The sequence below is a fragment of the Qipengyuania sp. SS22 genome, assembly GCF_025736935.1.
Classification (GTDB): Bacteria; Pseudomonadota; Alphaproteobacteria; order Sphingomonadales; family Sphingomonadaceae; genus Qipengyuania.
Genome location: NZ_CP107048.1, coordinates 1415287 through 1434856, shown reverse-complemented (window position 1 = coordinate 1434856; position 19570 = coordinate 1415287). Strand labels below are relative to the sequence as shown.

The window sequence follows — 19570 nt, the reverse complement described above, 5'->3', positions numbered from 1 at the left end:
CTACTGTGAAGCTGGCGAGGAAGTGAGCGGGACCCCCGCCTTCGCGGGGGCGACGGCCTGGGGGCAAGTCAAAGCCGCAAATTTGGGGGACGCTTGCTTGCAGGCGACGAGGAGAGAAAAATCACAATGAACGTTACCGACGCCGTCCAGACGCGCCGCTCCGTGCGTGCTTTTACCGACCAGCCGGTCGAGCGCGAAACGCTTACCCGTATTCTCGAAAAGGCGCAGCGCAGCCCCTCGGGTGGCAACACGCAGCCATGGCATGGGATCGTGCTGACCGGCGCGCCGATGCAGGCACTGTTCGACCGCGTGGCGCAGGACCTGCCCAAGGGACGCGAGGCGTTTGCGCCCGAATATCACGTCTATCCGCCCGAACTCGACGGCGCCTATGAACAGCGCCGCCGCGGGGTGGGCGAGGACATGTACGGCGCGCTCGCAATCTCCCGCGAGGAGAAGGGCAAGCGGCTGATGTGGTTCGCCAACAATTTCCGCGCCTTCGGGGCGCCGGTGCTGATGCTGGTCCACACGCCCAAATACATGGGCCCGCCGCAATGGAGCGATATCGGCATGTGGCTGCAGACCGTGGGCCTGCTCGCGCGCGAGGAAGGGCTCGACACCTGTTTCCAGGAAGCCTGGGCGGTCTATTCGCCGCAGATCCGCGAAATGGTCGATATCCCCGAGGATCACACCTTCTTCTGCGGTGTCGCCATCGGTTACCGCGACGAAGAAGCCGCGGTGAACAATTTCGCCGTAAGGCGCGCCGGGATCGAGGAAAGCGTGCGCTGGGAGGGGTGGTAGTACCCCGACCAGCAGTCATTGCGAGCCGCAAGGCGAAGCAATCCATCACCCGGCATTACCGGAATAAGCCAGGTCGGAAGATGGATTGCCACGTCGCCTCCGGCTCCTCGCAATGACTGCGTGTTGACCGGCCCCCGCCTCCGCGCCATTGCGCTTCGCATGACCGACACGCCGCTCAAGCTGTTCAACTCGCTGACCCGCGAACTGGAGGAATTCACTCCCGTCCATCCCGGCGAGGCGCGCGTCTATACCTGTGGGCCGACGGTCTACAATTACCCGCATATCGGCAATATGCGCGCCTATGTCTTCGCCGATGTGCTGGGACGCACGCTGAGCTGGAAGGGCTACGACCTCACCCACATCATCAACATCACCGATGTCGGCCACCTGACCGACGATGGCGATGCGGGCGAGGACAAGATGGAGAAGATGGCTGCGGCCAAGGCGCAGTCGATCTGGGACATCGCGCGGCATTATACGGAGGCGTTCTGGGCCGATGTGAAGGCGCTCAATATCCGCGAGCCTGCCAAGTGGTCGGTGGCCACCGATTACATCGACGAGATGATCGACTTCGCGAAGAGCATTGCCGACCAGCATTGCTACGAGCTCGACAGCGGGCTCTATTTCGATGTCTCGACCGTCGCGGACTACGGCCGTCTCGCGCGGGCGGTGACCGAGGAAGGCGCCGAAGAGTCTAGGGGCCGGATCGACACCGTTGCGGGCAAGCGCAACGCCGCCGATTTCGCGATCTGGCGCAAGACCCCGGTTGGCGAGACGCGGCAGATGGAATGGCCGTCCCCCTGGGGAATGGGCGCACCCGGCTGGCATCTCGAATGCTCGGTCATGGGCGAAAAGCTGCTCGGCTTCCCCTTCGATATCCACACCGGCGGGATCGACCACCGCGAGATCCACCACCCTAACGAGATCGCGCAGAACCAGGCCTTCTGCGGCTGCGGCGGTCTGGACGAGGCGACGCATTCGGGGGCGAAGATCTGGATGCACAACAATTTCCTCGTCGAGCGCAGCGGCAAGATGAGCAAGTCGTCGGGCGAGTTCCTGCGGCTGCAATTGCTGATCGACAAGGGCTATCACCCGCTCGCCTACCGCATGATGTGCCTGCAGGCGCATTACCGCAGCGAGCTGGAGTTTTCGTGGGAAGGGCTGGGCGCAGCCCTGACCCGCCTGAAGCGCATGGTGATGGCGGTCGAGAAGCTTCGTGCCAAGCCTGAGCAAAGTGAAGATTTGAAGCGGCTAACCAACGAAGAAAAAGAGGAATTCGACGCCGCAATTAGCGACGATTTGAACACGCCCCTGCTGCTTTCCAAATTGGATGGACTACTTGGCGCCGGTTTCTTCACCAGTGGGAAAAAATTGGAAGCGGTCAGATTGCTTGACCCCCTGTTGGGCCTTCAATTGCTGAAGATCAAACGCTGCGAACTACGAATTCGCCCAAAGGACGCGGCCATCACCGAAGAGGAAATCGAAGCCGAACTCCTGCGCCGCAAGGAAGCGCGCGTGGCCAAGGACTTCGCCACCTCTGATGCCATCCGCGACAGCCTTGCGGAACAGGGCGTCGAGGTTATGGATGGCGACCCACTGGGCTGGGAATGGAAACTATGAGCAAGGCCGATCCACAGACGCTTCTGTGGGAGCATCTCAAGGACGCACCGCCCGGCCTGCAATTCGCCCGCGATCATGCGGCCGAGGGCTTCACTCTGCCATTCTATTGCGCCGCCGCGCATCTCGCGATCGAGGTCGATGACGATCCCTTCCGCGCCAATCAGAACGGCGCGCGCGAACGCTGGCAGGAACGCCACCGGGTCGACATCATGCAGGTCCCGCCCAGCCATGTCCTGCGCAATGCCGGCGAAGTGGCCGCCGCGATCCTCGACATTGCCACCCGCCGCAAGGAACGGTTTGCGAAATAGCGCCTGACCGGCAATGGAGGCATCGAGGGAGAATTCGATGACCAAAGCCGTCCTGTCCGCCATGATCCGCCCGCTGGTCGAACCGCGCCTGCCCGAATGGGTCGAGCCGCTCTGGTTCACGAGCAAGGAGCAGGCGCTGGAGTTCGCTCCGCAGGCCGAGATCGGCTGGTTCGACCTCAACGAAAAAGAGCCGATGATCGAGATCGCGCGCGCCGCGACCGGGCTCAAATGGATGAACTCGATCTACGCTGGGCTCGATTTCATGCCGCTCGACCTGCTCCAGGAACGCGGCGTGGTGGTCACCAATGGCGTTGGCATCAATGCGATCACCATCGCCGAATATGTCGTCATGCTGATGCTCGCGCATGCCAAGGGCTATCGCGAGGTAGTGCGCGCGCAGGACCGGCACGAATGGCTGCTCGACAGCCCGGGCAAGCGCGAACTGGCGGGCGAGCGCGTGCTGCTGCTGGGGATGGGCGCGATCGGATCGCTCATCAAGACGCGGCTCGAGGCGTTCGACATGAAGGTGGTGCCGGTGCGCCGCTCGGGCGCCGACGGCGCGCTGAGGCCGGGCGAATGGCGCGAGAAGCTGGGCGAGTTCGGCTGGGTCGTGCTGGCGGTCCCCTCGACCGACGAAACCCGCCACATGATCGGCGCGATGGAGCTTGCCGCGATGCGGCCCAATGGCGTGCTGGTGAATATCGCGCGCGGCGATGTGGTCGATCAGGCGGCGCTGGTCGAGGCGCTGAAGCAGGACCAGATCGAGGCCGCGTTGCTCGACGTGACTGAACCCGAACCGCTGCCCGAGGATCACCCGCTGTGGGACCTCGAGAATGCGCAGGTCACCATGCACCTGTCGGGCCGCGCGCAGACCAAGATGTTCCAGCGCAGCGCGGACCGCTTCATCGAGAACCTCGAACGCTGGCAGCAGGGCGAGCCGGTCCAGCCGCAGATGGATCTGGGCCTCGGCTACTGACACGCCCGCAGGCCTCTGTTAGGCCTGCAGAAAGCCGGGAAGACTCGGGTCGCGTATTTCTGTTCATGCCTGCCTGTGCGGGCCGCGAAGGGGGGAATCGCGTATGACCGAGCCACGCAAGGCGTCCGACCTGTTTATCGAATGTCTCGAAGCCGAGGGCTGCGAGTATATCTTTGGCGTCCCGGGCGAGGAAAACCTCGACTTCCTCGACAGCCTCAGCCGCTCCAGCCAGATCAAGCTGGTGCTCACGCGTCACGAACAGGGCGCCGGCTTCATGGCCGCGACCTATGGCCGCCACACGGGCAAGACCGGCGTGTGCATCGCCACGCTCGGCCCCGGCGCGACCAACTTCGTCACCGCCGCCGCCTATGCGCAATTGGGCGGCATGCCGATGATGATGATCACCGGCCAGAAGCCGATCAAGAAATCGAAGCAGGGCCAGTTCCAGATCCTCGATGTGGTCGCGATGATGGAACCGATCACCAAATATACCCGCCAGTTGCATGCCGGGGACAATATCCCCAGCCGCGTGCGCGAAGCCTATCGCCTGGCGGAAGAAGAGAAGCCCGGCGCGGTCCATCTCGAACTGCCCGAGGATATCGCCGAGGAACCGACCGATTCGACGCCGATCCCGCGCAGCGTTGCGCGGCGGCCCAGCGCCGAACCCAAGGCGGTCGACCAGGCGGTCGCCGCGCTGACTGCGGCGCGCAACCCCATCCTCGTCATCGGTGCGGGCGCCAACCGCAAGATGACCGGCAAGATGCTCGCCGAATTCATCGAGAAAACCGGCATCCCCTTCGTCACCACGCAGATGGGCAAGGGCGTGCTCGACGAGCGGCACCCGCTGTTCCTCGGTTGTGCGGCGCTGTCGGCGGGCGATTTCTGCCACCGCGCGATCGAAGAAGCCGACGTCATCGTCAATGTCGGCCACGATGTGATCGAGAAGCCGCCCTTCTTCATGCGCCACAACGGCCACACGGTGATCCATGTCAGCAACCGCAGCGCGGAGGTCGATCCGGTCTATTTCCCGCAGATCGAGGTGATCGGCGATATCGCCAATGCGATCTGGCAGATGAAGGAAGACATCACCCGGCAGGACCATTGGCAAAGCGCGGAGCTCAAGCGCTATCACCGCGCCGAGCTCGAACATACCGAAAGCCTCGCGGCGGATACGCGCTTCCCGATCTTCCCGCCGCATCTCGTCCAGCAGGTGCGCGATTGCATGCCCGATGACGGAATTATTTGCCTCGACAACGGCGTCTACAAGATCTGGTTCGCGCGCGGCTATTGCGCCTCGCAGCCCAACACCGTGCTGCTCGACAATGCACTCGCCACGATGGGGGCGGGGCTGCCCAGCGCAATGATGAGCGCGATGCTCTATCCCGACCGCAAGGTCATGGCGATCTGCGGCGACGGCGGGTTCATGATGAACAGCCAGGAGATGGAAACCGCGGTGCGGCTGGAGCTGAACCTGATCGTGCTGATTCTGCGCGACGATGCCTACGGCATGATCCGCTGGAAGCAGGCCAATATGGGGTTCGAGGATTTCGGCCTGACCTATGGCAATCCCGATTTCGTCAAATATGCCGAAAGCTACGGCGCGCATGGCCACCGGGTCGAAAGCAGCGACCATTTGCGCGAATTGCTCGCGCATTGCCGCGACACGCCGGGGGTCCATTTGATCGACTGCCCGGTCGATTACTCGGAGAACGACCGGATATTGAATCACGATATCAAGGAACTGAGTGCGAAGCTCTGAGATTGACCGGGTGAAGGAGACGACATGCCCACGCTCGAAGACACCTACCCGCTCTATCTCAACAACCAGGCGCAGCAGCCCAACAAAGATCTGGCGGTAACCGACAAGTTCACCGGCGAAGTGGCCTTCCATACCGCGCTCGCCAGCCCCGAGATCATCGACGAGGCGATTGCCGGGGCAGTGCGCGCGACCGAGCCAATGGCACAGCTCGCCAGCTATGAACGCCAGGCGGTGCTGCAGCACTGCGTCGAGCGGTTTACCGAACGGTTCGACGAGCTTGCCTATGCGCTGTGTGTCGAAGCGGGAAAGCCGATCAAGGATAGCGAGGGCGAGGTCACCCGGCTGATCGACACCTTCCGCATTGCGGCGGAAGAGTCGGTGCGCATGGTTGGCGAGGTCATGCCGCTGGATATCTCCGCGCGCGCCAAGGGCTATCAGTCGATCTGGAAACGCTATCCGATCGGGCCGTGCAGCTTCATCTCGCCGTTCAACTTCCCGCTCAACCTCGCCGCGCACAAGGTCGCGCCCGCGATCGCGGTGGGGTGCCCCTTCGTCATGAAGCCCGCCAGCAAGACCCCGCTCGGCGCGATCATCATGGGCGAAGTGCTCGCCGAGACCGACCTGCCCGAAGGCGCGTTCTCGATCCTGCCCGCCAGCCGCGACGGGGCGGACCTGTTCACCGTGGACGAACGACTCAAGCTGCTGAGCTTTACGGGGTCGCCTGCGGTCGGCTGGGATCTCAAGGCGCGCTGCGGCAAGAAGAAGGTCGTGCTCGAACTGGGCGGTAACGCCGCGGTGGTGGTCGATCACGATGCCGATCTCGACGACGCGCTCGAACGGATTGTCTTCGGCGCCTTCTACCAGAGCGGGCAGAGCTGCATCGGCGTGCAGCGGATCATCGTCCACGAAGATGTCTACGACCGCTTCAAGGATATGCTGGTCGCCAAGACGAAGACGCTGGTCGCGGGCGATCCCAAGGACCGCGACACTTTCATCGGCCCGATGATCTCGGAAGGCGAGGCCAAACGCCTCAAGGGCTGGATCGACGAAGCGGTCGCGGGCGGCGCGACGCTGCTGACGGGCGGCGGGCGCAAGGGCAACATGCTCGAAGCCACGCTGCTCGAAAGTGTGCACAAGGACGCCAAGGCGCTCAACGAAGAAGCCTTCGGCCCGCTCGCGATCCTGCAGAAGTTTGCGGACTTCGACGAGGCACTGGCCGAAGTGAATCGCTCCACCTTCGGGCTGCAGGCAGGCATTTTCACGCGCGACCTGTTCAAGATGTTCGACGCCTGGGACCGGCTCGAGGTCGGCGGTGTGGTGATCAACGACGTCCCCAGCTACCGCGTCGACAACATGCCCTATGGCGGCGTGAAGGACAGCGGTTTGGGCCGCGAAGGCATCAAGTTCGCGATGGAGGACATGACCGAGATCCGGAACCTGGTGATCCGGCGGGGGTGATGAGGAGTGGGGAAGGGCAGGTTTCGGCTTTGGCCGCCTGAAAGCGGTCGTTCGGCTGACGACCCCAAAGCCGCCATCAGTCGGCTAGCGATACCAGAAGTCTTCCTCGGTTGCTGGCCAAGACATCACGTCCAAAACACCGCTATTGTCAAAGGAAACACTTCCTGAGTGGTAGGCAATGCTTTCACCATCTTCAAATGTTCCACGTACCCAACGGAATGTAAGCGAATCGGCATTTTGTGAGCAGAGAAAAGACATTCGATAGGCTGCGCCGCGTTCGTCCAATTCTTCGGAGAGTCCCGAAATATCCGCCATGTCTCTGCCATTGAGCGTAACGATCGGCTTCAAGCCCGAAGGGTATATTGGTCGAACAATCTCGAATAACATTTCGCCGCATTGCGCCGTGAACGTCTCTTTCCAAGGCTCAGCAGGCAACGGTTCAAACGTCTGAACCATTACCTCTGCTGCAAGAATTAGCGAGAATCCGATCATTCTTTTGGTCTTTCCGGCTGAGCTACGGAAGCTAGTAGATCTGGCTGAAAACTAGTAAACCTAAAAAAGGCGGATTTTTGATCAGCTTCCCACCCAATCCCAGCCGCTTCCGTGATACGCGTCGTGCGACAAAAGCTGACATTCGAGAGTTCAGTCAGCTCTCCTCCAGCAGCAGCAATTCGCATTGCACCACCAGCCGCGGTTCTGGGAGAAGGCGGTGTTCGACCTCTACCACGCCGGCATCGGCGACCAATTGGCCGGGGATTGCGAACTCATGATCGGGCAGGGCAGCGACGAACTCTTCGCCGGCGGCCACCGCCTCCTCGCCTGCAAACAGGATCGCAAGGCTGTGCCGCGTGCCAGCGAAGGTGATGCTCGCCCAGCCTTTCTCGGTATGCGTTAGCACCTGTCCGCGATGCGCGTGGAGGTCGGCGAGCGCGGCGCGCAGGCGATCGGCGGCGGTGCGGCGTGCGCGCGGCGGGCGGGGCGGGGCGTGTTCATCCGACATGCGCGGTCTCCGGCGTGGGCGCTGCTTCGCGCGCGGCTTCGAAACCGGCCATGAAGCCGCGGATGCGCTGCTCGGTGCGGTCGCGCGGTTCGCGGCCCATGCGCAGATCGAGCACGAAGCGCGGATCATGCGCGGCAAGGCGGCCGAACTTGGTGGCCGCCATCTCGTGCTGGCGAAGGAATTTCTCGACGGATCGGATCAGCATGGCGTGCTCCCCAATGGGCTGGTCAGACAGGCGAATCGCTCGCCGTGTTCTCGATTCGTTCCAGTCGAAATCCTACTTGTCTAGGAAAAATCCTATGCTATAGGAAGTTTCTCGCATGCTCCGTCCTGCGTGACGCGGGTTGGATGATGGCGGGCTTGAGGGCACGGTCTTATGAGTGACGGAATGACGCCGGACCGCGCGAAGCTGGTCGAACTGGCCGAGGCCGGGCGCACCAGCCTCGCCTCGCTTTCTGCCATGCTCGGCCGCAATCCCAGCTATCTCCAGCAATTCGTGCGCAAGGGTTCGCCGCGCAAGCTGGAGGAGGCGGACCGACGGCGGTTGGCCGAGTTCTTCGGCGTGTCCGAGGTCGCGCTGGGTGCCGATCCAACCCATGCGCGCGCCTCCACCCCGGACGAGTTTATCACCGTACCCCGCCTCCCGCTCGACGCCTCGGCGGGTCCCGGCGCGTTCTCGGCGGAGGAAATTTCCTTCGACAGCTTCCGCTTCAGCCGCCGTTGGCTGCGCGAAATGGGGCTGGAGGGTGCCGATCTCACCGCGATCCGCGTCGAGGGCGACAGCATGGAACCGACCCTGCGCAGCGGCGACGAGATTTTTGTCGACCGCAACAAGCGTTCGGGCGAGGGCATCCACGTCGTGCGCATCGGCGATGCGCTGCACGTCAAGCAGGTGCAGGCGAGTGCGCCGGGCCGCATTGCGCTGATCAGCGCCAACGACAGCTACGCCCCGATCGACCTCGCCCGCGAAGAAGTCGAAGTCATCGGCCGCGTGGTGTGGAAGGGGGGACGGTTGTGACCCGCCAGGCTGCTACGAGGGCCGCCTGACGTAATCGTCCGAGCGCAGCGTGAGCATGTAGTCGGCGATCACCTCGATATCCTCTTCCACCAAGTCGACATCCATCTGCATCGGGTAATTGTGTGCATCCGACAGGAAGGTCACCAGCGTGTCGCGCGTCAGGCCGGGGCTGTTGGCGATATCGGCAAAGCCGGGCGCTTGCGGGTTCACCGATACCGCATTGTCCTTCACCGCGTGGCATTCGCCGCAGATCGCGGTGACATAGTCGGGCACCGCGTCGTCATTGGCATCGGCGGCGGCCGTGTTCGGCGCGGGCGCGGGTGCCGCGACGGGGCCGGCGGATTGGCAGCCTGCCAGCAAGAGGGACGCCAGGGCCATCGCTTCGACTATTCGCACAGTAACTCTCCTTTGCCTGCCCGATAGCACAAAGCCGGACATGCGCCTTGTTTTCGATCATAAACCGGACCATTTTCACGGCTGATGGAAAACACCCCGCAAACGCCCGCTACCCCGCCGATGAAGGCGGGCATCGTTCCCGTAACCCCGCTGCAGCAGAATTGCTCGCTGATCTGGTGCACCGCGACCAACAAGGGCGCGCTGATCGATCCGGGCGGCGATCTCGACAAGCTCAAGGCAGCGGTCGCCAAAAGCGGGGTCGAGCTGGAGAAGATCCTCATCACCCACGGCCACCTCGACCATTGCGGCGAGGCGGGCGTGCTGGCGAAGGAACTCGGCCTGCCGATCGAGGGCCCGCACGAGGCCGACCGCTTCTGGATCAGCCGACTCGGCGAAGACGGCGCGAAATACGGCATGCAGGCCGAAGTGTTCGAACCCGATCGCTGGCTCGATGACGGCGACACCGTCACCGTCGGCGACCTCACGCTCGAGGTCATCCACTGCCCCGGCCACACGCCCGGCCACGTGGTGTTCTTCCACCGGCCGAGCAAGTTCGCCGTGGTCGGCGACGTCTTGTTCCAGGGCAGCATCGGCCGCACCGATTTCCCGATGGGCAACCACCAGGACCTGATCGACGCGATTACCCAGAAGCTGTGGCCGCTGGGCAATGACGTGACCTTTATCCCCGGCCACGGCCCGACCAGCACCTTTGGCCAGGAACGCCAGACCAACGCCTTCGTGAGCGATTACGCGCTTTCTTGAGGCGTGCGGGTCCGGACATCCGTCCGACCCTTGCTGTTCCGTCCCACGTCCCCTCCCGGCCACCCACGGCACGGTATTCTATGGGTGGCCGGGAGGGGGCGTGGGCTGGTGCCGCCGCAAGCTAGCGGCGGATGCCGCTAGCGCACTGAAAAAATGGGGGACGGAACAGCAAGGTCAGGACGGATGTCCTGACCGCACCTCAGAAAACCAAGCGCCAAGGGAAGCGCATCCGCGCTCCCCTCACGCCCTTTCGCTTACATCACGCCCAGCGTGATCAGGACTGCCACTACGGCGAGGCCCAGCTGGACCAGCATGGTGATGAGCACTCCAAGCGGGCGGCCACGTGCCAGCGCGCCGCCATCCATGCCGAGCCCGTGCGCCACGCGTCCGAGCATGTAGGCCGCGACCACCCAGGCGAGCCATTCGCCGCCCCTGGCGGCCAGTTCGATTGCCGCAACGAGGACCAGCACGAAGGCGGTGTTCTCGACGAAATTGAGCTGCGCGCGCATGCGCGCGGTCAGCGGGCCCCCGGCATCGTCGCCGATCGAAACCTTCTTCTGCGCGCGCATCTGTCCGACGCGAATGCTGAGCCAGATATTGATGATGGCGGCGGCGGCGGCCGCGGTAAGCGTAACCGGCAGGATAATGCCCATATTCGTCTCTCCCCATGCGATCCGTACGATACGGAATACGGTTGCGGTGCTAGGGCGATGCCGCGTGCCGCGCAACGCCAACAGACGGGTTGCATCGCCTGCGAAATTCGCTATAGCGCCCGCCTTCACCGTCACGGTCGGGATATTCGGGTTCACGCGCTCTTGTGCGGTGCCGGAGCTTCCCCTAGGGCGGCCACCGAAATTGACTGTAATTGTTTGAGGAACAGGTGCCGCCATGGCCGTCCCCAAGAGGAAAGTATCGCCCCACCGCCGCGGCAATCGCCGTGCACATGATTCGCTCAAGGTCGAGGCCCATCATGAGTGCTCGAACTGCGGCGAACTCAAGCGCCCGCACAATCTGTGCTCGCACTGCGGATATTATAACGGCCGCGAAATCATCGCCGTCGGTCTTTAAGACCGTCAGCCAAGCCGGAGAAGCGCCATGAGCCTGCCGCGTATCGCCGTCGATGCGATGGGCGGAGACGAAGGCGTGCGCGTGATGGTCGAAGGCGCCGCGCTTGCGCGTCGGCGTCACGACAAGTTCCAGTTCCTGCTGGTTGGCGACGAAACGCGCATCAAGGCCGCACTCGACACGCATCCCGGCATGGCCGGGGCGTCCGAAATCCTGCATTGCACCGACGTGGTCGGCGGCGACGAGCTGCCGAGCCGCGCGTTGCGCCGGGCCAAGACCACCAGCATGGGCCTTGCGGTCAATGCGGTGAAGCAGGGCGATGCCGGCGCCGCGGTTTCCGCAGGCAATACCGGCGCGTTGATGGCGATGAGCAAGCTTGCGCTGCGCACCATGCCCGGACTCGACCGTCCGGCGCTGGCCGCGCTCCTCCCCACGCTGACCGACGATGACGTGGTCATGCTCGATCTCGGAGCGAATCGCGAATGCGATGCCCGCAACCTCGTCCAGTTCGCGATCATGGGCGCCGCCTATTCGCGCATCGTCACCGGGCGTGAACGCCCGCGCACCCGCCTGCTCAATATCGGCACCGAGGAAACCAAGGGCACCGAGGATATCCAGGCCGCCGCCGAAGCGCTGCGCGCCGCCACCGGGCTGGCGATGGAATTCGAAGGCTATGTCGAAGCCGACAAGATCAACCGCGGCGAATGCGACGTGGTGGTGTGCGACGGTTTTTCGGGCAATATCGCACTGAAGGCGATCGAGGGCGCGGCGCGCTTCGTCACCGACCTGCTGCGCCAGGCATTCACCTCCAGCGTCCGTTCGAAAGTCGGCTTCCTCGTCTCGCGACCGGCAACCGAACTCATCCGGCACCATCTCGACCCGAACAATCACAATGGCGCGGTTTTCCTCGGCCTCAACGGCGTGGTGGTCAAAAGCCACGGCAGCGCCAATGCCAAGGGCGTCGCCAATGCGGTCGAAGTCGCCGCGCGGCTGCTGGAGGACGATATCACCAATCGCATCAAGCAGGATCTCGGCGCGATCGAACCGTCGAGCGTGGCGGGCAAATGATCCGTTCGGTCATCACCGGTACGGGCTCGGCGCTGCCGCGGACCTGCGTCACCAATGCGGACCTGGCCGACAAGGTCGATACCAGCGACGAGTGGATCGTCGAACGCACCGGCATCCGCCAGCGCTATATCGCCGATCCTGACGAGACGACCAGCACGCTGGCGATCGACGCCGCGCGCAAGGCGCTCGAGGCAGCAGGTGTCGAGGCCGGCGAGATCGGCCTGATCATCCTTGCCACCGCGACGCCCGACCATACCTTTCCCGCCACTGCCACGCAGGTGCAGGCCGCGCTCGAATGCGGCGGCGGCGTCGCCTTCGATGTGCAGGCGGTCTGCTCGGGCTTTCTCTATGCGCTCGCCACCGCCGATTCGCTGCTGCGGACCGGCATGGCGCGCAAGGCGCTGGTGATCGGCGCCGAAACCTTCAGCCGCATCCTCGACTGGGACGATCGCACCACCTGCGTGTTGTTCGGCGATGGTGCGGGTGCGGTTGTGCTCGAAGCGCAGGATGTCGCCGATGACGGACCCGGTATCCTTGCCAGCCGGCTCCATGCCGATGGGCAGCACAAGGACATGCTCTATGTCGATGGCGGCCCGTCGACCACGGGTACCGTGGGCAAGCTGCGGATGAAGGGCCGCGAGGTGTTCCGCCATGCGGTGGTCAATCTCGCCAATGTGCTCACCGAAGTGCTCGACGAAACCGGCGTCGGCGCCGCCGATATCGACTGGGTCGTGCCGCATCAGGCCAATGCCCGCATTCTCGATGCCACCGCGCGCAAGCTCGACCTGCCGGCCGAGAAGGTGGTCGTCACTGTCGACCGCCATGCCAATACCTCGGCCGCTTCGGTCCCGCTCGCGCTCGATACCGCGATGCGCGACGGGCGGATCAAGCCGGGCGATCTGGTCATGTTCGAGGCAATGGGCGGCGGGTTTACCTGGGGCGCCTCGCTCGCACGGATGTAGCGCGGCGCGAAAACGCGCCGCAGCCGATTTGCCAGACTGGCAGCAAACTCCTATATTGCTTGGCGAATCTTCGAAGGGGGTCGCATCTCGATCAGGGTCGCATCTGAGGGGAAGGATAGTATGGATATGATGCGCTCCGTGGGCACGCTCACCCGGGCCGACCTGGCCGAGACGATCAACCGCAAGATGGGGCTCTCGCGCGCCGAATCGCTCGATATGGTCGAAGCGATCCTCGGCAAGATGTGCGACGCGCTGGCGGATGGCGAAAATGTGAAGATTTCGGGCTTCGGCAGCTTCGTGCTGCGCGACAAGAAGGAACGCATCGGCCGCAATCCCAAGACCGGGGTCGAAGTGCCGATCACGCCGCGCCGCGTGATGACCTTCCGCGCCAGCCAACTGCTCAAAGAGCGCATCGCGAACGGCTGAGGACAGACATGGCGACATTCGACGACGGCAAGGAAGCGGGCGCGCTGCGCACCATCGGCGAAGTCGCCAAGGCGACCGGGATCAAGGCGCATGTGCTGCGCTATTGGGAGCAGCAATTCCCCATGCTCAAACCGCTCACCCGCAGCGGCGGGCGCCGTTACTACCGTCCCGAGGATGTCGATCTGGTCGAGCGGATCGACCGGCTGGTCAATCAGGAAGGCTATACGCTCAAGGGCGCCAAGGCCGCACTGCGCGGCGCGCCCGATCCGCAGGCTGCAGCACAGCAGCAGGTGACGACCGCTCCGGCGACTGCTGTGGACCGCGATCTGCTGGCCAGGCTGAAAGCATTGCGCGCCCAACTGGTGGCAGCGCTCGACTGACGGGTTCGGCGTAGGCGCGTCACGCGCTCTGGATCGCCGCCATTTTCGCTGACATCAAAGCATATTCGGTCCGGTTTCGGCCCTGCGCCTTGGCGCGGTAGAGCGCGGTATCGGCATTGTGCAGCGCTTCATCGAGCGTCTGCTGCCGGTCCATCACCGCGACGCCTAGCGAGGCGGTAGTCACCAGCCCCTCGATTTCCATCTGTTCCGCAATCCCCGCGATCCGCCGGTGCAGCGTATCGGTAAGCGCGCGGTTTTCGAAGGTCGGGCCGCAGGGCACCATGACCGCGAATTCCTCGCCGCCCAGCCGCGCGGCGTAATGTTCCGTGCCGACTTCCTCTTCCAGAACGGTGCGGATCACGCGCCCGATACGCTTGAGCACCACGTCGCCCACGGCGTGGCCATAGCGGTCGTTGATGGTCTTGAAATGATCGATGTCGATCATGATCACCAGCCGCTTGGCCCATAGTGCCTGCTTGGTGTGGGCGAAGAACGCGCGACGGTTGAACATGCCGGTCAGACTGTCGTGATCGGCCATGTGCAGCGCGCGTTCGAGCGAGGCGCGCAGATCGTCGCTCAGCCGGCGGTTCTCGACCAGCAATTGCGCCGAGCGCGTCTGGCTGAAAGTCGAGGCATGCGAATAGGCGATGAAGATCAGGAAGAGGATCGTCATGCCGAGCATCAGTATCAGCCCGTCGGGGGTATCGGTGATCACCAGGCCCGCGCCGAATGCGCCGAGAAACCCAAGCGCGAAGAAGGTGGCGAGCCGCGGCGCGGGCGACAGCATCGTCACGATAATGCTCATGCCGACCAGCGTGCCGCCCGCGACCAGCAGGCGCGCGGGATGCAGCGTCGGATAGGCGAGGATCGGCAGCAGGGTGGAACCCCAGGCCGCGCCGCCCACCACCAGCGCCACAGCAAGCAGGCGGTATTCGCGCGCAAACGAGCGGTCTTCGTCGAGAGCGGAACGCAGCCGCGCAAAGGTGGTACGGGTGCCGACCATGGCAACCAGCCGGAAGATCAGCGGGAAAAGGAAATAGATCGCGGTCGGCAGGAAGATCGCGGCAATCGCGGTGACGACCCAGCACGACAGATTGGCGATGACCGAACGCTGTTCGGTATCGACCAGGCTCTTGAGGACGGCGCGCTGTACTTGGTCGTGACCGGGCATCTGGGCAGGCCCAGGTAGCTCCTGCTCGGTTCGCCCCTGGACGGGTGCGCGATCATCCTCCCTAAAATTTTTCATGGTTGATGAATGTTTAGCGACGCCGCTTTGGGAGGGGGTTAGCGCACGCTAAGGGTTTTCCCCTAGTCAGGTGCCGGACGGCAGGTTCCTGCCGGCCCCGATGGGCCGCCGCGGATCACTCCGCCGCGAGCAATTCCTCGGCCCCGCCAAGATCGACGCTGACCAGGCGGCTGACACCCTTTTCGATCATCGTCACGCCGAACAGGCGGTGCATGCGGCTCATCGTCACGGCGTTATGCGTCACGATCAAATAGCGGGTCTGCGTTTCGCGCGTCATCGCATCGAGCAGGTCGCAGAAGCGGTCGATATTCGCATCGTCGAGTGGCGCGTCGACCTCGTCGAGCACGCAGATCGGCGCGGGATTGGTCAGGAACAGTGCGAAGATCAGCGCGGTCGCGGTTAGCGCCTGTTCGCCGCCCGACAGCAGCGTGAGCGATTGCAGCTTCTTGCCGGGCGGCTGCGCGAAGATCTCCAGACCGGCCTCCAGTGGATCGTCGCTGTCGATTAGCGCCAGATGCGCCTCGCCGCCCTCGAAAAGCCGCATGAACAGCCGCTGGAAATGGTCGTTGACCTGTTCGAAGGCCGCCCGCAGCCGTTCGCGGCCTTCGCGGTTGAGATTGCCGATCGAACCGCGCAAGCGGCTGACCGCTTCGCGCAATTCCTCCTGTTCCTCAACATTCGCGCCATGCTCGCTCTCGATCCGCGCGAGTTCCTCCGATGCCACGAGGTTGACGGGGCCGATCCGCTCGCGGCTGGCGGTGAGCCGGTCCATTTCGCCGCTCTCGGTCTCGGCCGACTTGATCGCGTCCTCGTCGAATTCGAAGCGCTGTGGCAGCAGCGGGGGCGGGCACTGGAACCGCTCGCCCGAAATGCGCGCCATCTCGATCCGGCGGCCGTCCTGGCTTTCCGCACGCGCGGACAGGCCGGCGCGGTTCTCGCGCGCTGCGGCCAGCGCTTCGTTGGTCGCGGTGAAGCCGCGGTCGGCCTCCTGCGCCAGCGTATTGGCTTCGGCGACTGCCTTCTCGGCGGCGGCAAGCTCGCGGGTCAGCCGCTCACGTACCTGGTCGCCCTGTTCGATCTCGCGCATCAGCCCCTCGGGCTTGGCCGCAGTGACCGCGCGCTCCTGCGTGATCTCCTCGGCGCGGGTTTCCATTTCGGACAGCCGCCGCGCCGCATCGCCGCTGCGTGCCTGCCAATTGGCCATGTCGCTGCGCTGCGCCGAGGCGCGTTCGCGCGCCACCGCCAGCGCCTGGTCGTGCGCTGCCAGCGCGGCGGCGCGCGCCTGCATCGCGGTGCGCGCGGCTTCGTTCTGCGTGCGGGCGGCTTCGAGCGTGGCGCGCCCCGCCGCCGGATCGGGCAGCGCATCGCGCTTGGCCTCGGCTGCGGTCAGATCGGACTGTGCCGCAGCGACCAGCTCGTCATGCTCGGCCTCGCTGCGGTCCAGTTCTTCGAGCCGCGCGGCGAGCCGTTCGCGTGCGGATTCGGCCTGGTCGAGCGCGCGCAATGCCTGCCGCTCGGCCTCGGCGGTTCCGGCCAGCTCGCGCTCGGCACCGACCAGATCGCGCTGCAAGCGCGCCAGTTCCTCGCCCGCGGTATCCATTGCCGCCTGCGCTGCACTCGCCGCGTCGCGCAGCGCGGGCAGGCGCTCTTCCAGCTCGGCAAAGCGGTTTTCCGCTTCCAGCCGCGCGGCTTCGGCAGATCCTTCGCCATGCACGACGAGACCGTCCCAGCGCCGCAACCGCCCATCCATGGTGACCAGCGAATGGCCGGGGGCGAGCGTGCGCCCGTCGTCGGCCTCCGCCACATGCATCAGCGCCAGCGGCGCGCGCAATTCCTCGGAGCAGGTCTCGACATGCGCGGACAGGCTGTCGGCGACGGGCGAGGGCGCGGCGGCCCCGGTCCAGTAGCGCCCCTCGGCATCGCCTTCGGGCAGGCCGAGCAATGCCTTGCCGTCGCGCCCCAGCGCCGCTGCGACCGCGCGTTCATAGCCCTTGGCCGCGCGCACGCCATCGATCGCCTGTTGCCGCCCGCTGCGCTTGGCCGCGGCGCGTTCGCGCGCTTCGCGGTCGCGGGTGAGCGCTTCCCATTCGCGTTGCACGCCGGACAGCTCGGCGCGCGCTTCGGAGAGGGCGGATGCGGCGCTGTCGCGGCTGGCCTGCAGGTCGGCCTTGCGCGCCTGCATCTCATCGAGCGTGCGGCGCCGGTCGGCCAGCGTTTGGGCGGCGTCTTCGGCTGCGGCCTTGGCGGCATCGACATCGGCATCGGGATCCTCGCCCGCCAGCGCCGCGCGGCGCTCGGCCATTCGGCGTCCTTCGGCAGCGGCGCGGTCGAGACGGGTCCTGATCTGCGCGATCTCCGCTTCGGCGACACGCCATTCGGCCTCGACCCCGGCGTTGTCGGCGGTGGCCCGCGCCAGCGCGAGTTCGGCGGCGCGGCTGTCGCGCTCGGCCTGCTCATGCGCGCGTTCTAGCGCGGGGCGTTGTTCTTCATCGCCCGCCAGCGCCTGTTCGCTCGCCGCCAACTCGCGTTCGAGCCGCGACAGCGCTTCGGCGGCGTCCTTGGTCAGCCGGTCGGCTTCGCCGCGGTCGGCTTCGAGCCGCGCCTGTTGCCGGTCGAGATCGGCAAGCCGCTGCTCCGCCGCTTCGAGCTGGCTGCTCAGCGCGGCCATGCGGTGGCCATGCGCGCTGGCATCGTCGCGGCGATCGGCCTGTTCGTCGCGCGCTTCGGCCAGCGTCTCGGCGGCACTGCGCTGCGCTTTCTGCGCCGCATCGGCTTCCTGCTGCGCTTCGGCCACGCGCGCATCGGCCTGCGTGGCGGCCGCCTTGGCTTCCTCCGCCGCCGCAGCGGCCTCGCGCCAGCGCGCAAACACCAGCCGCGCCTCGGCGCTTTTTATCTCGTCCGACAGTTTCTTGTAGCGTTCGGCCTGCTTGGCCTGCCGCCGCAATGACGCGATCTGGCTGTCGAGCCCCGCCATGATGTCTTCGAGCCGTTCGAGATTGGTCTCGGTCTGGCGCAGCTTGCTTTCCGCATCGCGGCGGCGGACGTGGAGCCCCGCGATCCCCGCCGCTTCCTCGAGCATCTGGCGGCGCTCGGTCGGCTTGGCGGCGATGACCTGTGCGATCTTGCCTTGGCTGACCAGCGCCGGGCTGTGCGCGCCGGTCGCCGCATCGGCAAAGATCAGCGCGACATCCTTGGCGCGCACGTCGCTGCCATTGAGCCGATAGGCGCTGCCCGCGCCGCGCTCGATCCGGCGGACCACTTCCATCTCGTCGCCGTCATCGTCCGCGCCCTGCAACACGACTTCGGCGAAATCGCGCTGCGGGCGGCTTTGCGTGCCCGCGAAGATGACGTCTTCCATCCCGCCCGAACGCATGGATTTGGGCGAATTTTCGCCCATCACCCAGCGGATCGCCTCGAGCAGGTTGGACTTGCCGCAGCCATTGGGGCCAACGACACCCGTCAGCCCCGGTTCGATATGCAAGGTGGCAGGTTCGACGAAGCTCTTGAAGCCGCTTAACCGGAGCTTCGAGATGCGCATCGTCGTCCTGTCCCCCCGGCGCCGGACTTACCTGGCGCCGGCGCGCTGGAGGATGGGTTCGAGCGCCGCCCAGGTGTTGGCATCGACGTCGCGGCCATTCAGCTTGAAGGTCGGCGTGCCCGTGATGTTGTATTCCTGGCTGTAGCGCTGCGTGTAATCGGCCTGTTCCTCGAGCTTGGCGACATCGGCCAGGCACTGGCGGCCCTGGTCTTCGCTGATCCCGCGCGCGGCGAAGAAATCGAGATAGCCGAGCTGTTCGGCGGCGACCACGAAGCGTTCTTCCATAGGGCGCTGCATCGCGGATTCGAAGGCGCCCCGGTTGGTCTGGACCGGTTCCATGATGCTTTCGAAATTGCCCCACACCTGGTCCGACAGCGGGATGACCGCGGTGGCGGGGCCGCATTGCGTCAACCGGCCCAGCATCAGGTCGATCGGCCCGTGGATCGCGAACTGGCGCAGTTCGAAGCTGACCACGCCGCTATCGACATATTCCATCAGCGGTTCGGCGCCCTCCATCGAGAAGCGCGCGCAGGTGCCGCAGGTGAGCGAGCCGTATTCGATCAGCTTGAGCGGCGCGTCGGGGTTGCCGACCAGCGTGCCGCCGTCTTCGGTCATGACCGCGGTGGTGCGCCATTCGCTGCCCTCGGGCGCGGGAATGGCGGCGATCGCTTCGCTTTCGATGTCGCCGGTTTCCTCGGCCGACGACCCACAGGCGGCGAGCGCCAGGGCGAGCGGGGCGGCAAGGGCGAAACGCAGGGTCTTGGTCATGAATATCCTCGTGTCTGGACTG

Annotated in this window: 21 protein-coding genes; 13 read left to right on the top strand and 8 right to left on the bottom strand. The window is 65.0% G+C overall.

Features of this window, described 5'->3' with window-relative positions; genetic code table 11:
• Window positions 1-126 precede the first annotated feature (126 nt).
• The 6 genes from N6L26_RS07025 to N6L26_RS07000 all read left to right on the top strand — a co-directional run bounded on the left by N6L26_RS07025 (window position 127) and on the right by N6L26_RS07000 (window position 6919).
• Window positions 127-798 carry a nitroreductase gene (locus N6L26_RS07025; protein ID WP_263604906.1) on the top strand — a complete coding sequence of 224 codons (672 nt, stop codon included), beginning with the start codon at window positions 127-129 and terminating at the stop codon, window positions 796-798.
• A gap of 159 nt (window positions 799-957) precedes the next feature.
• On the top strand, window positions 958-2418 hold the full coding sequence (gene cysS / locus N6L26_RS07020; protein ID WP_263604905.1) for a cysteine--tRNA ligase: 1461 nt from the start codon (window positions 958-960) through the stop codon (window positions 2416-2418).
• A complete protein-coding gene (locus tag N6L26_RS07015; protein WP_263604904.1) occupies window positions 2415-2726 on the top strand; it encodes an endonuclease domain-containing protein in 312 nt (103 codons plus the stop codon). Before cysS ends, N6L26_RS07015 begins: the two co-directional genes overlap by 4 nt.
• A gap of 37 nt (window positions 2727-2763) precedes the next feature.
• Entirely contained in the window at window positions 2764-3702 is a 939-nt protein-coding gene (locus N6L26_RS07010) for a D-2-hydroxyacid dehydrogenase (protein ID WP_263604903.1), read from the top strand.
• 103 nt (window positions 3703-3805) lie between these two features.
• Window positions 3806-5461: an acetolactate synthase large subunit gene (locus N6L26_RS07005; protein WP_263604902.1), complete on the top strand. Its 1656-nt coding sequence runs from the start codon at window positions 3806-3808 to the stop codon at window positions 5459-5461.
• A 24-nt stretch (window positions 5462-5485) separates the two neighbouring features.
• Complete coding sequence (locus tag N6L26_RS07000) at window positions 5486-6919, top strand: aldehyde dehydrogenase family protein (protein ID WP_263604901.1); 1434 nt, start codon at window positions 5486-5488, stop codon at window positions 6917-6919.
• Window positions 6920-7003: 84 nt separating this feature from the next.
• Here the strand turns inward: N6L26_RS07000 and N6L26_RS06995 are convergent, their stop codons facing one another.
• The 3 genes from N6L26_RS06995 to N6L26_RS06985 all read right to left on the bottom strand — a co-directional run bounded on the left by N6L26_RS06995 (window position 7004) and on the right by N6L26_RS06985 (window position 8124).
• A complete protein-coding gene (locus tag N6L26_RS06995) occupies window positions 7004-7411 on the bottom strand; it encodes a hypothetical protein (protein WP_263604900.1) in 408 nt (135 codons plus the stop codon).
• Window positions 7412-7565: 154 nt separating this feature from the next.
• Entirely contained in the window at window positions 7566-7919 is a 354-nt protein-coding gene (locus tag N6L26_RS06990; RefSeq protein WP_263604899.1) for a hypothetical protein, read from the bottom strand.
• The gene (locus N6L26_RS06985; RefSeq protein WP_263604898.1) at window positions 7909-8124 is read right to left on the bottom strand and encodes a hypothetical protein; all 216 of its coding nucleotides are present in this window, start codon (window positions 8122-8124) and stop codon (window positions 7909-7911) included. The genes N6L26_RS06990 and N6L26_RS06985 overlap by 11 nt, the downstream gene beginning before the upstream one ends.
• Window positions 8125-8307: 183 nt before the next feature.
• Here N6L26_RS06985 and N6L26_RS06980 point away from each other — a divergent pair, with 183 nt between their 5' ends.
• Window positions 8308-8937, top strand: coding sequence for a helix-turn-helix transcriptional regulator (locus tag N6L26_RS06980; protein WP_263604897.1), 630 nt, complete (start codon window positions 8308-8310; stop codon window positions 8935-8937).
• 12 nt (window positions 8938-8949) lie between these two features.
• Here the strand turns inward: N6L26_RS06980 and N6L26_RS06975 are convergent, their stop codons facing one another.
• A complete protein-coding gene (locus N6L26_RS06975) occupies window positions 8950-9333 on the bottom strand; it encodes a hypothetical protein (protein WP_263604896.1) in 384 nt (127 codons plus the stop codon).
• 120 nt (window positions 9334-9453) lie between these two features.
• Between N6L26_RS06975 and N6L26_RS06970 the strand changes: the two genes are divergently transcribed.
• The gene (locus N6L26_RS06970) at window positions 9454-10095 is read left to right on the top strand and encodes an MBL fold metallo-hydrolase (protein WP_263607267.1); all 642 of its coding nucleotides are present in this window, start codon (window positions 9454-9456) and stop codon (window positions 10093-10095) included.
• A 254-nt stretch (window positions 10096-10349) separates the two neighbouring features.
• Here the strand turns inward: N6L26_RS06970 and N6L26_RS06965 are convergent, their stop codons facing one another.
• Window positions 10350-10748 carry an MAPEG family protein gene (locus N6L26_RS06965; protein ID WP_263604895.1) on the bottom strand — a complete coding sequence of 133 codons (399 nt, stop codon included), beginning with the start codon at window positions 10746-10748 and terminating at the stop codon, window positions 10350-10352.
• A 235-nt stretch (window positions 10749-10983) separates the two neighbouring features.
• Here N6L26_RS06965 and rpmF point away from each other — a divergent pair, with 235 nt between their 5' ends.
• The 5 genes from rpmF (at window position 10984) to N6L26_RS06940 (ending at window position 13996) form a co-directional block, all read left to right on the top strand.
• Complete coding sequence (gene rpmF / locus N6L26_RS06960; RefSeq protein ID WP_253523415.1) at window positions 10984-11163, top strand: 50S ribosomal protein L32; 180 nt, start codon at window positions 10984-10986, stop codon at window positions 11161-11163.
• Between the two features lie 27 nt (window positions 11164-11190).
• Window positions 11191-12228, top strand: coding sequence for a phosphate acyltransferase PlsX (plsX, locus tag N6L26_RS06955; RefSeq protein ID WP_263604894.1), 1038 nt, complete (start codon window positions 11191-11193; stop codon window positions 12226-12228).
• The gene (locus N6L26_RS06950; protein ID WP_263604893.1) at window positions 12225-13190 is read left to right on the top strand and encodes a beta-ketoacyl-ACP synthase III; all 966 of its coding nucleotides are present in this window, start codon (window positions 12225-12227) and stop codon (window positions 13188-13190) included. The genes plsX and N6L26_RS06950 overlap by 4 nt, the downstream gene beginning before the upstream one ends.
• Window positions 13191-13316: 126 nt before the next feature.
• The gene (locus N6L26_RS06945) at window positions 13317-13616 is read left to right on the top strand and encodes an integration host factor subunit alpha (protein ID WP_197458094.1); all 300 of its coding nucleotides are present in this window, start codon (window positions 13317-13319) and stop codon (window positions 13614-13616) included.
• An 8-nt stretch (window positions 13617-13624) separates the two neighbouring features.
• Window positions 13625-13996 carry a MerR family transcriptional regulator gene (locus N6L26_RS06940; RefSeq protein WP_263604892.1) on the top strand — a complete coding sequence of 124 codons (372 nt, stop codon included), beginning with the start codon at window positions 13625-13627 and terminating at the stop codon, window positions 13994-13996.
• A 19-nt stretch (window positions 13997-14015) separates the two neighbouring features.
• Here the strand turns inward: N6L26_RS06940 and N6L26_RS06935 are convergent, their stop codons facing one another.
• The 3 genes from N6L26_RS06935 to N6L26_RS06925 form a co-directional block, all read right to left on the bottom strand.
• Window positions 14016-15167 (bottom strand): GGDEF domain-containing protein, encoded by a 1152-nt coding sequence (locus N6L26_RS06935; RefSeq protein WP_263604891.1) that lies wholly within the window; start codon window positions 15165-15167, stop codon window positions 14016-14018.
• Between the two features lie 190 nt (window positions 15168-15357).
• Window positions 15358-18780 (bottom strand): AAA family ATPase, encoded by a 3423-nt coding sequence (locus N6L26_RS06930; RefSeq protein WP_263604890.1) that lies wholly within the window; start codon window positions 18778-18780, stop codon window positions 15358-15360.
• A gap of 27 nt (window positions 18781-18807) precedes the next feature.
• Complete coding sequence (locus tag N6L26_RS06925) at window positions 18808-19548, bottom strand: DsbA family protein (protein ID WP_263604889.1); 741 nt, start codon at window positions 19546-19548, stop codon at window positions 18808-18810.
• Between the last annotated feature and the right edge of the window lie 22 nt (window positions 19549-19570).

Excerpts from the sequence above, each read along its gene's own strand:
- N6L26_RS07025 (WP_263604906.1), top strand. The coding sequence starts at position 127 with ATGAACGTTACCGACGCCGTCCAGACGCGCCGCTCCGTGCGTGCTTTT.
- cysS (WP_263604905.1), top strand. The coding sequence starts at position 958 with ATGACCGACACGCCGCTCAAGCTGTTCAACTCGCTGACCCGCGAACTG.
- N6L26_RS07015 (WP_263604904.1), top strand. The coding sequence starts at position 2,415 with ATGAGCAAGGCCGATCCACAGACGCTTCTGTGGGAGCATCTCAAGGAC.
- N6L26_RS07010 (WP_263604903.1), top strand. The coding sequence starts at position 2,764 with ATGACCAAAGCCGTCCTGTCCGCCATGATCCGCCCGCTGGTCGAACCG.
- N6L26_RS07005 (WP_263604902.1), top strand. The coding sequence starts at position 3,806 with ATGACCGAGCCACGCAAGGCGTCCGACCTGTTTATCGAATGTCTCGAA.
- N6L26_RS07000 (WP_263604901.1), top strand. The coding sequence starts at position 5,486 with ATGCCCACGCTCGAAGACACCTACCCGCTCTATCTCAACAACCAGGCG.
- N6L26_RS06995 (WP_263604900.1), bottom strand. The coding sequence starts at position 7,411 with ATGATCGGATTCTCGCTAATTCTTGCAGCAGAGGTAATGGTTCAGACG.
- N6L26_RS06990 (WP_263604899.1), bottom strand. The coding sequence starts at position 7,919 with ATGTCGGATGAACACGCCCCGCCCCGCCCGCCGCGCGCACGCCGCACC.
- N6L26_RS06985 (WP_263604898.1), bottom strand. The coding sequence starts at position 8,124 with ATGCTGATCCGATCCGTCGAGAAATTCCTTCGCCAGCACGAGATGGCG.
- N6L26_RS06980 (WP_263604897.1), top strand. The coding sequence starts at position 8,308 with ATGACGCCGGACCGCGCGAAGCTGGTCGAACTGGCCGAGGCCGGGCGC.
- N6L26_RS06970 (WP_263607267.1), top strand. The coding sequence starts at position 9,454 with ATGAAGGCGGGCATCGTTCCCGTAACCCCGCTGCAGCAGAATTGCTCG.
- N6L26_RS06965 (WP_263604895.1), bottom strand. The coding sequence starts at position 10,748 with ATGGGCATTATCCTGCCGGTTACGCTTACCGCGGCCGCCGCCGCCGCC.
- rpmF (WP_253523415.1), top strand. The coding sequence starts at position 10,984 with ATGGCCGTCCCCAAGAGGAAAGTATCGCCCCACCGCCGCGGCAATCGC.
- plsX (WP_263604894.1), top strand. The coding sequence starts at position 11,191 with ATGAGCCTGCCGCGTATCGCCGTCGATGCGATGGGCGGAGACGAAGGC.
- N6L26_RS06950 (WP_263604893.1), top strand. The coding sequence starts at position 12,225 with ATGATCCGTTCGGTCATCACCGGTACGGGCTCGGCGCTGCCGCGGACC.
- N6L26_RS06945 (WP_197458094.1), top strand. The coding sequence starts at position 13,317 with ATGATGCGCTCCGTGGGCACGCTCACCCGGGCCGACCTGGCCGAGACG.
- N6L26_RS06940 (WP_263604892.1), top strand. The coding sequence starts at position 13,625 with ATGGCGACATTCGACGACGGCAAGGAAGCGGGCGCGCTGCGCACCATC.
- N6L26_RS06935 (WP_263604891.1), bottom strand. The coding sequence starts at position 15,167 with ATGCCCGGTCACGACCAAGTACAGCGCGCCGTCCTCAAGAGCCTGGTC.
- N6L26_RS06930 (WP_263604890.1), bottom strand. The coding sequence starts at position 18,780 with ATGCGCATCTCGAAGCTCCGGTTAAGCGGCTTCAAGAGCTTCGTCGAA.
- N6L26_RS06925 (WP_263604889.1), bottom strand. The coding sequence starts at position 19,548 with ATGACCAAGACCCTGCGTTTCGCCCTTGCCGCCCCGCTCGCCCTGGCG.